At 72.8% G+C, this 14799-nt stretch carries 12 protein-coding genes; 7 read left to right on the top strand and 5 right to left on the bottom strand.

Annotated features, from left to right (window positions below):
• Positions 1 to 87 precede the first annotated feature (87 nt).
• Both ABZ822_RS07970 and ABZ822_RS07965 read left to right on the top strand, forming a co-directional pair.
• A complete protein-coding gene (locus ABZ822_RS07970; protein WP_360848550.1) occupies positions 88 to 918 on the top strand; it encodes an RNA polymerase sigma factor SigF in 831 nt (276 codons plus the stop codon).
• Positions 919 to 986: 68 nt separating this feature from the next.
• Positions 987 to 1877, top strand: coding sequence for a hypothetical protein (locus ABZ822_RS07965; protein ID WP_360848547.1), 891 nt, complete (start codon positions 987 to 989; stop codon positions 1875 to 1877).
• A 221-nt stretch (positions 1878 to 2098) separates the two neighbouring features.
• On the opposite strand, the gene ABZ822_RS07960 is transcribed toward ABZ822_RS07965, so the two are convergent.
• Positions 2099 to 2290, bottom strand: a complete 192-nt coding sequence (locus ABZ822_RS07960; RefSeq protein ID WP_360848544.1) for a hypothetical protein — start codon at positions 2288 to 2290, stop codon at positions 2099 to 2101.
• A 147-nt stretch (positions 2291 to 2437) separates the two neighbouring features.
• Here ABZ822_RS07960 and ABZ822_RS07955 point away from each other — a divergent pair, with 147 nt between their 5' ends.
• The 4 genes from ABZ822_RS07955 to ABZ822_RS07940 all read left to right on the top strand — a co-directional run bounded on the left by ABZ822_RS07955 (position 2438) and on the right by ABZ822_RS07940 (position 7218).
• Positions 2438 to 2887, top strand: a complete 450-nt coding sequence (locus tag ABZ822_RS07955; protein ID WP_360848541.1) for a MarR family transcriptional regulator — start codon at positions 2438 to 2440, stop codon at positions 2885 to 2887.
• 135 nt (positions 2888 to 3022) lie between these two features.
• Entirely contained in the window at positions 3023 to 5620 is a 2598-nt protein-coding gene (locus tag ABZ822_RS07950; protein ID WP_360848538.1) for a DHA2 family efflux MFS transporter permease subunit, read from the top strand.
• 152 nt (positions 5621 to 5772) lie between these two features.
• Positions 5773 to 6621, top strand: coding sequence for a YceI family protein (locus ABZ822_RS07945; RefSeq protein ID WP_360848535.1), 849 nt, complete (start codon positions 5773 to 5775; stop codon positions 6619 to 6621).
• Between the two features lie 126 nt (positions 6622 to 6747).
• The gene (locus ABZ822_RS07940) at positions 6748 to 7218 is read left to right on the top strand and encodes a PPOX class F420-dependent oxidoreductase (RefSeq protein ID WP_360848532.1); all 471 of its coding nucleotides are present in this window, start codon (positions 6748 to 6750) and stop codon (positions 7216 to 7218) included.
• A 93-nt stretch (positions 7219 to 7311) separates the two neighbouring features.
• On the opposite strand, the gene ABZ822_RS07935 is transcribed toward ABZ822_RS07940, so the two are convergent.
• Both ABZ822_RS07935 and ABZ822_RS07930 read right to left on the bottom strand, forming a co-directional pair.
• A complete protein-coding gene (locus ABZ822_RS07935; RefSeq protein WP_360848529.1) occupies positions 7312 to 8184 on the bottom strand; it encodes a TetR/AcrR family transcriptional regulator in 873 nt (290 codons plus the stop codon).
• Positions 8185 to 8253: 69 nt separating this feature from the next.
• Positions 8254 to 9768, bottom strand: coding sequence for an MFS transporter (locus ABZ822_RS07930; RefSeq protein ID WP_360848526.1), 1515 nt, complete (start codon positions 9766 to 9768; stop codon positions 8254 to 8256).
• A 131-nt stretch (positions 9769 to 9899) separates the two neighbouring features.
• Between ABZ822_RS07930 and ABZ822_RS07925 the strand changes: the two genes are divergently transcribed.
• On the top strand, positions 9900 to 10775 hold the full coding sequence (locus ABZ822_RS07925) for an endonuclease/exonuclease/phosphatase family protein (RefSeq protein WP_360848523.1): 876 nt from the start codon (positions 9900 to 9902) through the stop codon (positions 10773 to 10775).
• Positions 10776 to 10931: 156 nt separating this feature from the next.
• Here the strand turns inward: ABZ822_RS07925 and ABZ822_RS07920 are convergent, their stop codons facing one another.
• Positions 10932 to 13259, bottom strand: coding sequence for a glycosyltransferase family 39 protein (locus ABZ822_RS07920; protein WP_360848520.1), 2328 nt, complete (start codon positions 13257 to 13259; stop codon positions 10932 to 10934).
• Complete coding sequence (locus tag ABZ822_RS07915; RefSeq protein WP_360848517.1) at positions 13256 to 14773, bottom strand: bifunctional glycosyltransferase family 2/GtrA family protein; 1518 nt, start codon at positions 14771 to 14773, stop codon at positions 13256 to 13258. The genes ABZ822_RS07920 and ABZ822_RS07915 overlap by 4 nt, the downstream gene beginning before the upstream one ends.
• Positions 14774 to 14799 lie beyond the last annotated feature (26 nt).

Here is a 14799-nt window from a genome sequence, read left to right as displayed (position 1 = left end):
CGCAGCGCTGCCGCCGGTATTCACGTGAAGGCTGCGTCCTTCGCCGACGAGGGCGCCGCGACCCGTCCGCGACCTCAAGGGGGTGGCATGTCCGTAGAACTGGGCAGCTCGAAGGTGCTCGCCGATGAGGCACCGCCCGTGCCCGAAACCTGCGACGCCATCAACACCCGGACCCTCTCCCGCTCCCTGTTCCTGAGGCTGGCCACGCTCGAGGAGGACAGCGCCGAGCGGGTGTACGTCCGCGACACCCTCATCGAGCTCAACCTGCCCCTCGTGCGCTACGCGGCGGCCAGATTCCGCAGCCGCAACGAGCCGATGGAGGACATCGTCCAGGTCGGGACGATCGGTCTCATCAAGGCGATCGACCGCTTCGACTGCGAACGGGGCGTGGAATTCCCGACGTTCGCGATGCCGACCGTCGTCGGCGAGATCAAGCGCTTCTTCCGGGACACGAGTTGGTCGGTGCGCGTGCCGCGCCGGCTGCAGGAGCTGCGCCTCGCCCTCACCAAGGCCAGTGACGAACTCGCCCAGCAGCTCGACCGCTCGCCCACCGTCCCCGAACTCGCCGCGGCGCTCGGGGTGTCGGAGGAGGACGTGGTCGACGGTCTCGCGGTCGGCAACGCGTACACCGCCAGCTCGCTCGACTCCCCGTCACCCGAGGACGACGGCGGCGAGGGCTCGCTGGCCGACCGCCTGGGGTACGAGGACTCGGCGCTGGAGGGCGTGGAGTACCGCGAGTCGCTGAAGCCCCTGCTGGCCAAACTCCCGCCCCGGGAACGGCAGATCATCATGCTCCGGTTCTTCGCGAACATGACGCAGTCACAGATCGGCGAGGAGGTCGGCATCTCCCAGATGCACGTCTCCCGGCTGCTGACCCGCACCCTCGCGCAGCTCCGCGAAGGGCTCATCGCCGACTGAGCCTCTTCTCTCCGTCTGCTCGGCCCAGCGGTCTTCACACCTGACGAACCGTCAGCGACACTGGGCCGATGCGACGGACGACGCGAGGCACCGAGGTCCCCGTACGTCACCGGGTACGCGACGCCGCCCCCGTGCGGGAGCGGCGTCAGGAACGGCCCCAGGGTGGTCGCCGCGCGGCGGTCGCCTCCTCGGCGGCCGTGCTGTGCCTGGGCGCGTTGCTCACGGGCTGCGGGAGCGGCGGCGGTGACGACGGCTATGTGGCCGTCGGCGCGGTCGGGCCGGACGGCCACCGGGGCGCGGGGAAGGCCGTGCCGCCCGAGGGCGAGGTGTCGCTCACCCCGCTGGACCGGCCGAAGCCGGGCGCGCGTCAGCAGGGTGACGATGCGTCCGGTTCCGGACGTGAGGACGCCACAGGCTCCGCGGGTACAGCCGACTCCGCGAAGGACGGGAGCGGGGACGCCGCCGAAGGCAAGGGTGATGCGCCGTCAGGCAACCGCCCCGCGGGCGACAGGCCGGGCGGATCCGGTGGGCCGGGCGGATCCGGCGACGGGCCGGAGGAGGGCGGCGATCCGCCCACGGACGGCAGCGGTTCCGGCGGTGGTTCCACCGATCCCGGTTCACCCTCCGGGGAGCCGGACCCCGAGCCGCAGGAGCCGGCCGAGCTCTCCGTCGGACCCATCGAGCGCACCGCGACCGACAAGCGCTGGTGCGAGAAGGTGACCCTGGAACTGCGCAACACCGGTGACAAGGCGGTCACTTCGGGCACGGTCACCTTCGCGACCCACATCATCGGCGGACTCGGCGTCGACTGGGCGACGATCGAGTCGGAGCAGAAGCTGCCCGGGACGGTCGAGGGCGGCGAGCGCACCGAGGAGACCTGGACGGTGTGCGTCGACGCGTGGCGGGTCCCACTGGGCATGCACATCGAGACCCAGGACGTCGACGTCGACTGGAAGTGACCGGAGTCGCGCCGGGCCGGGCACAGGCCCGTACGGCGACCCGGCGGCACAGGCCCGTACGGCGTCCACCGACGTGCGGCCGGCGGCGCACAGCACGGCTCGTACCGGAGCGCGGGCAGCGGGAGGCGCCGGGCGCCTCGGCAGGCGCTCGCGCCCGCGCAGGCGTCAGCGCGCCCCTTCGAGAACCCGGAGTTCCGGGAACGATCCGTATGTGACCCGGATCAGCCCAGCGCGAGCCACACCACGGCGCCGATGACCGCGATCACCGCGATCACGCCGACGATGACTCCGGTGCGCGGGCCGGACGGCGCGGGGGCGGCCTGCCGCGGCCCCTCGTCCACGAAGGCGCGGAACATCTGGGTGGAGCCGGCGGTGTCGTGGCCGCCCTGGGAACCCTGGGGGTTGTTCGTCATGAGCCAGGACCCTAGCGAACCGCCGGTTGAGCCCCAACCCTCGGGCCTGTGCCGTATCGGTGCCCTAACTGTGAACATTCATTTGCCTTCAGCAACCAACAGTATTATGGTTGCTCAAAGCAACTTGACAGGTCACAGGAGTCCCCCATGGCCGCACAGAGTCAGTACGAGGAGCTGACCCGGCAACTGAGCGCGTTCGGCGTCGTCAAACGCGGTCTCGCACGCGATCTTCCCCACCAGTGCCAGGCCGGGTCGGCCGCCGTGCTGGCGCTGCTCCACCGCCACGGAGAGATGCGGCTCAGCAGGCTGGCCGAGCTGCTCTCCGTCGACATGTCCGTGACCAGCAGGCACGTCGCCCACCTCACCGAGCGCGGCTGGCTCGACCGTGAGCCGGACCCGCTCGACAAGCGATCACGGCTCCTCCGGCTCAACGCCGAGGGCGAGAACGTCCTCCGCGACATCTCCGACCGCTACGTGACGACGCTCGCCGAGGCGCTGCACGACTGGTCCGACGAGGACGTCGGCCGGCTGACCGAGCTGCTGGCCCGGCTGCGGGACAGCTTCGGCGAAGGCCGGTCGCCCCGCACGACCCCATAACCGCACACCCACCCACCACTGCGCCGCCCCTCCGGTCCGTGACGCACGGCACCGGCCGGCCCACGTCCGTCCGGCACCCCGGCCGTGTACGGCACCCCCGAGCGACCCGATCAGCAACGCAACAGAAGGAAGAGCATGGCAACGACCACGACGGCCGGTGTGCAGGGAGACGCCGCCGCGAGCCCACCCCACGGGCACGCCGCGCCGATGACGCACCGGCAGATCATGGAAGCGCTGTCCGGGCTGCTGCTCGGCATGTTCGTCGCGATCCTGTCGTCGACGATCGTCTCCAACGCACTGCCCGAGATCATCTCCGACCTGGGCGGCGGGCAGAGCGCGTACACCTGGGTCGTCACGGCCGCGCTGCTCGCCATGACCGCCTCCACCCCGCTCTGGGGCAAGCTGGCCGACCTGATCAGCAAGAAGTCCCTGGTCCAACTGGCCCTGGTCATCTACGTCCTGGCCTCCGCCGGAGCCGGTCTCGCGCAGAACCCCGGCATGCTCATCACCTTCCGGGTCTTCCAGGGCATAGGCGTGGGCGGTCTGACGGCGCTCGCCCAGATCGTGATGGCCGCGATGATCTCCCCGCGCGAGCGCGGGCGGTACAGCGGCTACCTCGGCGCGACGTTCGCCGTCGCCACCGTCGGCGGCCCGCTGCTCGGCGGTGTCATCACGGACACCTCGTGGCTCGGCTGGCGCTGGTGCTTCTACGTCGGTGTGCCCTTCGCCGTCATCGCGCTGATCGTGCTGCAGAAGACCCTGAAGCTCCCGGTGGTGAAGCGGAAGGTCAAGGTCGACTGGGCCGGCGCCTTCTTCGTGTCCGCCGCGGTGTCCCTGCTGCTGGTCTGGGTCACCCTCGCCGGGGACAAGTACGACTGGCTGTCCTGGCAGACGTACGCCATGGTCGGCGGCTCCGTCGCGCTCGGCCTGGTCTTCCTCCTCATCGAAGCGAAGGCGAGCGAACCGATCATCCCGCTGCGGCTGTTCCGCAACCGGACGATCACGCTGGCCTCGCTCGCGAGCCTCTTCGTCGGTGTCGCGATGTTCGCCTCGACGGTCTTCCTGAGCCAGTACTTCCAGCTCGCGCGCGACAAGTCGCCCACGATGTCCGGGGTCATGACCATCCCGCTGATCACCGGGCTCTTCATCTCCTCGACGCTCTCGGGGCAGATCATCACCAAGACGGGCCGCTGGAAGGTGTGGCTGGTCGCGGGCGGTGTGCTGGTGACGGCGGGCGTCGGTCTGCTCGGCACCATGCGCTACGACACCCCGTACTGGAAGATCGCCGTCTTCATGGGCGTCATGGGCCTGGGGCTCGGCATGATGATGCAGAACCTCGTGCTTGCGACGCAGAACCAGGTCGCCACCGAGGACCTCGGCGCGGCCAGCTCGGTCGTCACCTTCTTCCGCTCGCTCGGCGGCGCCGTCGGCGTCTCCGCGCTCGGCGCGGTCCTGGCGCACCGCATCACCGACTACGTCAAGGACGGCATGGCGGAGCTGGGACCGAAGGCCGCCGCGGCGGGCGGCTCCATGGGCGGGCCCGGCAGCGCCATCCCGGACATGAGCGAACTGCCCGCGCCCATCCGCACCGTCGTCGAGAGCGCCTACGGGCACGGTGTCGCCGACATCTACCTGTACGCGGCCCCGGCCGCGCTGATCGCCCTGCTGACGGTCCTCTTCATCAAGGAGGTCCCGCTGAAGACCAAGGTCGCGTCCGGAGCGGAGGCGACCGCGGAGGCGGAGACCACGGCGGCGGCGGTCTCCGGTGTGGAGGCCCGGCCGCAGAGCGTGGAGACCTCCGGGGCGTACGCCGAGGACCGTGTCCCCGAGCCGGAACCCGCGCCGCTGGCGAGCGTCGCGGCCTCCACCGCGGGTGCCTCCGCGTCCGCCGAGCCGCGCACACCGTCGTGGGCCGCGGCCGAGCACACCGCCACCGCGTCGGTGGGCGCCGGGACCGGCGCGACCCCGTCGGGCACCGCCGTGCGGGGCTTCGTACGGAGCGGGGACGGAACTCCCGTTCCCCGCGCGGCCGTCACCCTGATCTCGCTGGCCGGGCGGCAGCTGGGCCGGTCCGTGGCGCACGGCGACGGCGCCTACGCGCTGGACGCGCCGGGCCCCGGCTCGTACGTCCTGATCGCCGCGGCCGACGGGCACCAGCCGCAGGCCGCGACGGTCGTCGTCGGCGACGAGCCGCTGGGGTACGACCTGGCGCTGTCCGGCACCAGCGGTCTCGCGGGTCTCGTGCGTGCCGCCGCCGGAAGCGGGCCGGTCGCGGGCGCGACGGTCGTCGTCACCGATGTGCGCGGCGAGGTTCTGGCCACCGAACTGACCGGCGGCAGCGGCGAGTTCGGGTTCTCCGACCTGGTGCCCGGCACCTTCACGGTGGCGGTCAACGCCCCCGGCTACCGGCCGCTGGCGCTGCCCGTCGAGGTGGGCGGCCAGGCGGTCACCCGGATCGAGGCCGAGCTGCGGTCGGGCTCCGTGGTGCGGGGAACCGTACGGGCCGGTGCCGGACGGCCGCTGTCCGACGCGCGTGTGACGCTGCTCGACGCCGCGGGGAACGTGATGGCGACGTCCACGACCGGGGAGGACGGGGCGTACGCCTTCACCGACCTGGACGAGGGCGATTACACGCTCATCGCGACGGGGTACCCGCCGGCCGCATCGCCGGTCACGGTGTCGGGTCCCGGACTGGACGGCCACGACATCGAACTCGCCCACCCCGGCGAGTGACATGACCCCCGGCCGGCGGGGCCGCGGTACGAGCGGATGACCGCGGCCCGCCCCGGGGACAGGGGCCCCGGGCCGGGCGCCGCGCGGGCAGGGGACGGCCCGCACGGCGGGGCGGCCCGGGGCCCGGGAACGTAGGAGGAGCAGGAGCGTTGATGACCACGGGCGGAACACAGGAGCCGGGAGCCGGGCTGCGGGCACGGGTCCGTACACGGGACGGCTGGGCCGTGCAGCACGCGGTGCTGACCCTCACCGACACGGTGGGCGGGCAGGTGCTGCGGGCGGCGGCGGACGACGAGGGCACGGTCAGGACCCATGACCGCCTGCCCGGCGGTTCCTACACGGTGATCGTCACCGCCGTCGGGTTCGCCCCGGCGGCATCGACGCTGATCGTCACCGGGTCGGGGCGGGCGGACGCGGGCACGGTCGTGCTGGCGCGGCAGGGCGGCGCGGCGCTGCCGCCGCCCGGCCCCTGGACGCTGGACCCGGCGCACTCGTCGGTGAGCGCGGTCGCCCAGCACCTCGGGATCTCCAGCGTGCACGGCCGGTTCACGGACGTCTCGGCCCGGATCGAGATCGCCGAGGACGTGGCGGCATCGCGCGTCGAGGCGGTGATCGGGGCCGCGAGCATCGACACGGGGAACCTTCTGCGCGACCGCCACCTGCGGTCGTCCGACTTCCTGGACGTGGAGCGCTTCCCGGAGATCGGCTACCGCAGCACGGGCGTGAGCACGGCGGGCACCGACCGCTGGACCGTGCACGGCGAGCTGTCCCTGCACGGTGTGGTGCGCGAAGTCGGCCTGGATCTGGCGTACTTGGGGACGGGGCCGGATCCGTGGGGCGGGGTGCGGGCGGCGTTCCGCGCGACGGCGGAGCTGCGGCGCGAGGACTTCGCCATGACGTACAACCAGGTCGTCTCGGCCGGGATCGCCGCCATCGGCACGACTCTCCGCGTCGAACTGGACATCCAGGCGGTGCAGGGGGACCGGCTGCCGCAGCTGTGACGGGCGGGGCTGCGAGCAGGGGGCGCGGCGGGGGTTGGTCCGGAGTGCGGGGCGGGTCCGGGGCAGGCGGGTGGTCCGGCTCGTCGGGGCCCCTCGGACGCGGCCGGCGGTCGTAGGCTCTCGGCCATGGCTCCGAACATCGCGACCAACACGACCGTGGATCTCGCGGGGCTGCTGGAGTTCGTACGCCCCCGGCACCGCGCCATCCTGCTGACCACCCGCGCCGACGGGACCCCGCAGGGCTCGCCGCTGTCCTGCGGGGTGGACGACGCCGGGCGGCTGGTGGTGTCCACCTATCCGGAACGGGCCAAGACCCGCAATGCGCGCCGCAATCCGCGCGTCAGCCTGATCGTGCTCTCCGACGAGTGGAACGGGCCGTGGGTGCAGGTCGACGGCGCGGCGGAGGTGATCGACGCACCGGACTCCATCGAGCCGCTGGTCGAGTACTACCGGAACATCGCGGGAGAGCACCCGGACTGGAACGAGTACCGCGCCGCGATGGCCAGGCAGGGCAAGTCGCTGATCCGGGTGACGCCGGACCGGTGGGGCCCGATCGCCACCGGAGGCTTCCCGGCACACCTGGCCCCTCAGGACTGACGCGCCGGACCGATGCGTCGGCCCGGCGCGCTCGACCGACGACCGTTTCCCGCGCGTCAACAGGCCGGTGCGGGGCGGGTGGCGGTCCGGCCGTCACCCTGTTGTGCTCTGCCGGTGCCCCTCGCGCACGGGCCGCTTCCCCGCGCCCCCGGTCACGCCGCCCCCGCCCCCGCCCGCGTTCCTGTCTCCGCTCGCGCCCTCGCTGCCGGACGCCCGCTCCGCGGCGCGGTCGCGCAGGGCCTCGATTCCGGCGATCGCGCATTCCAGCGCGAACTCCCAGTCGCGCCCGCGCAGTTCCTCGACCGACCCGCCGCCCCGGGCCTCCATGAAGTTCCGGGATTCGTCGAACTCGGGGCGGTCCTGCACCCTGCCCATGACCTGCCAGAAGAACTCGTCCTGGCTCAGACCGGCCTCCCGGCACCGGGCGTTGAACCGGCCCTCGATCGTGCCGAAGCCGTACGCGAACTGGAAGACGAGCGACAGGGCGCCGGGAAGCTGCTCGTCGGAGAGCCCGCTGCTGCGCATCACGCGCTGGGCGGCGGTGGAGAAGGCCATGGCGTTGGGGCCGACGTTGAGGTATTCGCCGACGAGCCGTGAGACCCAGGGGTGCGCGACCATGAGGTTCCGGTACTGCACCGCCAGGCTGACGAGCTGCGAGCGCCAGTCGCCGTCGTCCCCGCCGGGCAGTTCGATCTCGCCGGCGACCGCGTCAAGAGCGAGTTCGAGCAGGTCGTCCTTGGTGTCCACGTACCAGTAGACGGACATGGCCGTGACGCCCAGCTCGGCGGCCAGCCGGCGCATCGAGAACTTCCCCGGCCCCTCGGCGTCGAGCAGGCGCACGGTCGCCGCCACGATCTTGTCGCGGTCCAGTCCCTCGGGCTGCTCGCTCCGGCGTTTGGGAGCCGGGCGGCCCTCCAGCCACACACTGGTCCGCGGGCGACCCGCTCCGCGGTCGGCACCTGCCATGGCTCACCCTCCTCCGGCTCGTACGGGCAAGCGGACCGACTGCGTCCGGCCCGCCCACCCGCACCGATGCTATGCCGCCGCGGCCGGTGAGTCTGCCCGGTCCGCCCGCCGCAGCAGCACCGCGGCGAGTACGCCACCCGCCAGCACGGCCGCCGCGCCGACGAGCTGGCTCGTCTCCAGACCGGATACGAAGGCGTCGCGGATCGCCGTCCGTTCCTCGCTGCCGCGTGCCGCGGCGAGGGCGGCCGGCAGGGACGCGGTCCCCACGGACACCGAAACCAGCGCGCCGAAACGGGAGTTCAGCACCGCGCCGAGGACGGCGACGCCGAGGCCGTTGCCGAGTTCGGTCAGCGTGCCGTTGACGGCGGCACCCACCCCCGCCTTCTCCAGCGGGATCGAGCTCATGATCGCGGTGGCCATCGCGGGCATGGCGAACGCGATGCCCGCGCCCATCAGGACCAGCCCGGCGAACGTCCCGCCGTACCCCGAGTCCCCGAAGACCGCGACGGCCGCGAGGCCCGCCGCGAGCAGACCCATCCCCGCGAGGATGGCGAGCGGTGTGCCCAGCCGGGTCAGCAGCCGGGCGCCTACCCCGGCGAGGTTGAGGACGACGACGGTGAGGGCCAGCGGCGCGGTCCGCAGACCCGCGTCCAGCGGCCCGTACCCGAGGACGAACTGCAGGTGCTGGGTCAGCAGAAAGAGCGAACCGGCCAGCCCGAACGCGACGAGGATGCCGCCCGCGACCGCGCCGATGAAGCGGCGGTCACGGAAGAAGCCCAGGTCCAGCATGGGGTAGGGGATCCGGCGCTCCCAGAGGGCGAAGCCCGCGAGCGTCGCCGCCCCGGCGAAGGCCGGGAGCAGCACCCACTCCGAGGTCCAGCCGTACTCGGGCCCGGAGATGATCGCGAAGACCACGCCCGTCATCCCGATGGTGGAGAGCAGCGCGCCGATCAGGTCGGGGCGGTCCCCGGCCGGGTTCTTCGACTCCGGTACGAGGCGCAGGACGGCGACCGTGCCGAGCAGCGCGACCGGGATGTTGACGAGGAAGATCGCGCCCCACCAGAAGTGGTCGAGCATCACGCCGCCGATCAGCGGTCCCGCGGCGAAGCCGAGTGAACTCACCGCTCCCCACACGCCGATGGCCTTCGGCCGCTCCGCCTCGTCGAAGATCTGGACGACCACGGCGAGGGTCGTCGTCATCAGCAGGGCGCCTCCCACGCCCATGCCCGCGCGGGCCGCGATGAGCTGTGCGGAGGACTGGGCGAGTCCGGCGGCCAGCGAGCCCACGCCGAAGAGCACGAGCCCGACGGCGAGCATCCGCTTGCGGCCGTAGCGGTCCGCCGCGCTGCCCGCGGAGAGCAGCAGACCGGACTGGACCAGGGAGTAGGCGCTGATCATCCATTGCACCTCGGCGGTGGAGGCGTGCAGCTCCCGGGTGAGGGAGGGGATGGCGACGTTGAGGACGGTGTTGTCGAGCAGGACGGTGAGCTGGGCCAGGCAGATCACTCCGAGGATGAGCCAGCGCTGCGGATGGCTCCCCGGGGTGGTGCCGGTGGCGTGATCCCCCGTGGTCGTGGTGGCCATACGACCTCCTTATACGCCGTAGGATGATGTGTTCTACAGCGTACAGCACACTCTTTTACGCCGTACAGCGAGAATTTCCCCGGCCCCTCGGATACCGTCGAACGGCCACCGAAGCGATCAAGGAGGCCCGGATGACAGTGCGCCGTCGAATCGCTCAACTCCTCTTCGCAACAGGCCTGTTGAGCCTGACGACCGCACCACCCGCGCACTCCGCAGGACCACGCGACGACGGCAGGCACGTGCCGCTGCGGGTCGTCTCGTACAACATCCATTCGGGTATCGGCAGCGACCAGGTCTTCGACCTGCGGCGCACGGCCGAGACGATCCGCGCCCTCGACGCCGATGTCGTCGGGCTGCAGGAGGTCGACTCCCACTGGGACGCGCGCAGCGAATGGCGCGACGTGGGGCGCGAACTCGCGGCGCTGCTGGGCATGCGCTTCTACTTCGCGCCCATCTACAGCCTCGATCCCCCGGCGGCGGGCAAGCCGCGGCGGGAGTTCGGCGTCGCGGTGCTCTCCCGCTTCCCGGTGGTCAGCACCACCAACCACGAGATCACGCGGCTCTCCACGCAGGACCCGAACCCCGAGCCCGCGCCGGCCCCCGGTTTCGGCGAGGCGGTCGTACGGGCGCGCGGCGTGGACGTCCACGTCTACAGCACGCACCTGGACTACCGCGGAGACCCGTCCGTACGGCGGGCCCAGGTCGCCGACACCCGGCGGATCATGGCCGAGGACTGCGACAGCCGCGGCCGATGCCCCCGGCAGGTGCTGGTCGGGGACTTCAACGCCGAACCGCGGGCACCGGAGCTGGCACCGCTGTGGAACGAACTCACCGACGCCGTACCACAGGTGGGCGGGCCGACGTTCCCGGCCACGAACCCGGTGAAGCGCATCGACTACGTGACGGTGTCGGAGGGGATCGGCGTACGGCGGTCGGCGGTGCCCGAGACGCTGGCATCGGACCACCGGCCGGTGGTGGCGGATCTGACGGTGCGCCGCGGGAACTGACGGGGCCTTGACGAGCCCTGGGGCCCGATGAGCCGCCGCGGCGCGCACAGCGCCGCGGCGGCTTGCCGGACGGCCGGGCGGGGCGGGCCCGGCATGTCCGCCCGGCCCGCCCCGCCGTCCGCCGGAGTCCTCCTCCGGCGCTCCTCCGTCGTGGTCCTACGCCTCGTCCTCCTCACCGGAGACCGGATCGGTCAGGTCGTAGAGCGTGGTGCCGTCCACCGTGACCTTGGTGAAGTGCTTCTCCACCCATGAAGTGATCGTCGAGGAGGTGGAGTTGGAGGACCGGCCGCCGGGACCCGCTCCGCCGCCCTGGCCACCGCCGGGGCCCGCCTGACCGCCCGTGCCGCCCTGACCGCCCGTGCCGCCTTGGCCGCCCGTGCCTTGACCGCCAGGGCCCGCCTGGCCACCGGTACCCCCGGGGCCCCCTCCGGCGCCCGGGCCCATGCCGCCCGATGTCGCGACGAAGTAGTGGATCTTCCCCTGCTTCACGTACTCCTTGAACTGCGCGAGCGTCGGGGAAGGGTCGCTGCCGTTGAAGCCGCCGAGGGGCATCACCGCTTCCTCGGTGGCGAGTTGGTAGCTCGCCGCGTTCTGCGCACCGACGGCCGCCGCGACCCAGGTGTACTCACCGGCGCCCTGCTCCAGCTTCGCGGCGAGTTCATCGCTGACCTTCTGGCCGTTGAGGAGGCCGTTCATGCCGCCGCGTGCCGCGCCGCCCTGCTGGCCGCCCTGCCCCGTTCGGCCCTGTGAGCCCTGCTGACTTCCGCCGCCACCCGGTTGGCCCTGGCCACCGGCCGGGCCCTGCTGCCCGGGCAGGCTCTGCTGATTGCCCTGGCCCTGCTGACCGGGCTGCTGCATCCCGCCGCCCGGCCCGGCACCGCCGGGACCACCCTGCCCGGGACCCTGTCCAGGGCCACCCGGTCCGCCCCGGCCCATGCCGCCGGATCCGCCGGACACCTGCGGCCCCGCCGTCACGATCCCACCGGAGTGCGCACTGCCGACCGTGCTCAGGGAGTACGCGAGCGGGCCCGCCAGCGACGCCGCCAGCCCCAACCCGGCCGCGCCCAGGGCCAGTCGGCGTCCCCCGCGCCGTCCGCCGAGCGCCAGAACGGCCGCCGCGACGAGCCCCGCCACCAGCACCGCCCAGCGCAGCCAGGGCAGCCAGTCGGCGCTGCGCCCCAGCAGGACGTACGCCCAGACCGCCGTCGCCCCGACCGTACCGCCGAGCACCGCGGAGACCGCCGCGCTCTCCCGCCGCTCCCACAGCACCACGGCGCCCGTCCCCACCAGCGCCGCGATGTACGGGGCCAGGGCGACCGTGTAGTACTCGTGGAAGATCCCGGCCATGAAGCTGAAGACCACGACCGTCATCAGCAGCGCCCCGCCCCAGGCAAGGAACGCCGCACGCCGCACGTCCGTACGCCCGGAGCGCCGCAGCAGCACGAGGCAGGCGACGAGCAGGATCAGTGCCGCGGGCAGCAGCCAGGAGATCTGGCCGCCGACCGAATCGCTGAACATCCGCCCGATACCCGAGTCGCCCCACCGGCCGCCGCCGCCCGGGCCGCCGCCACCGCCGACGCTGCCGGTCTCCTCGCCGTTGATGCGGCCGAGGCCGTTGTAGCCGAAGGTCAGCTCCAGGAAGCTGTTGCTCTGCGAGCCGCCGATGTAGGGCCGGGAGTCCGCGGGCCACAGCTCGACGATCGCGACCCACCAGCCGCCGGAGACGACCATCGCCAGCCCGGCGAGGGCGAGTTGACCGATCCGCCGGCGTACGGCCGTGGGCGCGCACACCGCGTACAGCAGCGCCAGCGGCGGCAGGATCAGGAACGCCTGCAACGTCTTGACCAGGAACGCGAAGCCGAGGGCGACGCCCGCCAGCACCAGCCACTTCGTCCGCGCCCCCTCCAGCGCGCGCAGCACACAGGCCACGGCGACGGTCATGAGCAGGGCGAGCAGCGCGTCCGGGTTGTTGAACCGGAACATCAGGGCCGCTACGGGCGTCAGCGCCAGCACGCCGCCCGCGATGAGGCCGGCAGCCGGACCGAAGCGGCGCTTGACCGCCGCGTACAGCACGCCCACGCATCCGACGCCCATCAGCGCCTCGGGGACCAGGATCGCCCAGGAGTTGAGCCCGAAGATCTTCACCGACAGCGCCATCGGCCACAGCGCGGCCGGCGGCTTGTCGACCGTGATGGAGCTCGCGGCGTCGGACGCGCCGAAGAAGAACGCCTTCCAGCTCTCGCTGCCCGCCTGGGCGGCCGCCGAGTAGAAGGAGTTGGCGTAGCCGGAGACGCTGAGATTCCACAGGTAGAGCACCGCGGTCGCCAGCAGCAGCGCGACGAGGGCGGGCCGGGCCCAGCGGGGGTCCGCGGACGGGCGGCCGGGCCGCTCGGCGTCCGCCGGGAGCGGTGTGCCCGGTGGCCGGGCGGGCGCGGTGGGCGGGCTCCCGGCCGCGGCGTGGCTGTCGTGGCGGGGCAGGGTCATCGGGTGCTCCTGGAGTCGTGGCCGTGGCCGTAGGGGTCCGCCGGATCCACGGCCTGTGCGTGGACGGCAGGGGTGGGGGCTGGTGCGAAGCCGGGCTCCTGCGAGCCGCCGGCGTCGGGGGTGTACGGGACGTACGCGGAGCCGTCAGCGGCCCCGAAGCCCGCGTACCGCTGCACGGAGGCGGGGTCGTACGAGTCGCCGTACGAGCCGTCGAACGGACCGGCGTCCCGGGGCGCGCCCCGCTCCTCACCCGTGGCCCGCCGGGACCGGTCCGGGAAGACCCAGGCCCGCAGCAGGAGGAAGCGCAGCACCGTCGCGGCCAGGTTGGCGGCGATCAGGACCGAGAGTTCCGCCCCGCGCGACGGGCTTCCCCCCGCGACATGCAAGGCAGCGAGCGAACCGCTGGTCAGGGCGAGACCGATGGCGAACACCAGGAGTCCCTGGGCCTGGTGGCGCACCGCGCGCTGCCGCCCCCGTACGCCGAAGGTGAACCTCCGGTTCGCGGCGGTGTTGCCGACGGCGGACAGCAGCAGGGCCAGTGCGTTGGCGATCTGGGCCCCGGTGCCGAGCCGCAGCGCGGAGTACAGCGCGAGATAGACGAGCGTGCTGAGCGCGCCGACCGCGCAGAAGCCCAGCATCTGCCGCGCCAACCCCTGGGGAACGCCGGACAGTTCACGGTCGCGCGGATCGTCGCCGAAGGGGCGGCGCACCCGCGCGAGCGGCAGCGCACCCGTACCGAGCGCGCGCCCCACCCGCCAGACGCCCTTGAGGTCCTCGACCGCCGTACGGACGATGTCCACCCGGCTGTCCGGGTCGTCCACCCAATCGACGGGCACCTCGTGGATCCGCAGTCCGGCGCGTTCGGCGAGCACCAGCATCTCGGTGTCGAAGAACCACCCCGTGTCCTCGACCATCGGCAGCAGCCGCCGCGCCACGTCCTGCCGTATCGCCTTGAACCCGCACTGCGCGTCGCTGAACCGCGCCGCCAGGCTGCCCTTCAGCAGGAGGTTGTAGGCGCGCGAGACGAACTCCCGCTTGGGGCCGCGGACCACGCGCGAACTCCGCGCCAGACGCGAGCCGATGGCCAGGTCGGAGTGGCCGGAGATCAGCGGGGCGACCAGCGGCAGCAGCGCGTTGAGGTCGGTGGACAGGTCGACGTCCATGTAGGCGAGCACGGGCGCCGGGGACATGGACCAGACGGTGCGCAGCGCGCGCCCGCGCCCCTTCTCCTCCAGCCGTACGGCCGTGACCTCGTCGAGCTGGTCGTCGAGCCACGCGGACACCTCGGGCGTCCGGTCGGTGCTGGCGTTGTCGGCGATGGTGATCCGGAAGGGATACGGGAAGGTGCGGCTGAGATGGCCGTGGAGGCGGCGGACGCACGGCTCGAGATCGGTCTCCTCGTTGAACACGGGGACGACGACGTCGAGGACGAGTGCGTCGCCGCGTTCCCGGCGCTGCACGGTCGGCAGAGGTTCGCGTGCGGGCAGTGCGCCCGGTGAGGTCGGAATTCGCATGCCCCCGACACTCGGCGGGCGGGCTG

Source organism: Streptomyces sp. NPDC047108 (assembly GCF_040643575.1).
Lineage (GTDB): Bacteria > Actinomycetota > Actinomycetes > Streptomycetales > Streptomycetaceae > Streptomyces.
This window is presented reverse-complemented; position numbering and strand designations above follow the sequence as displayed.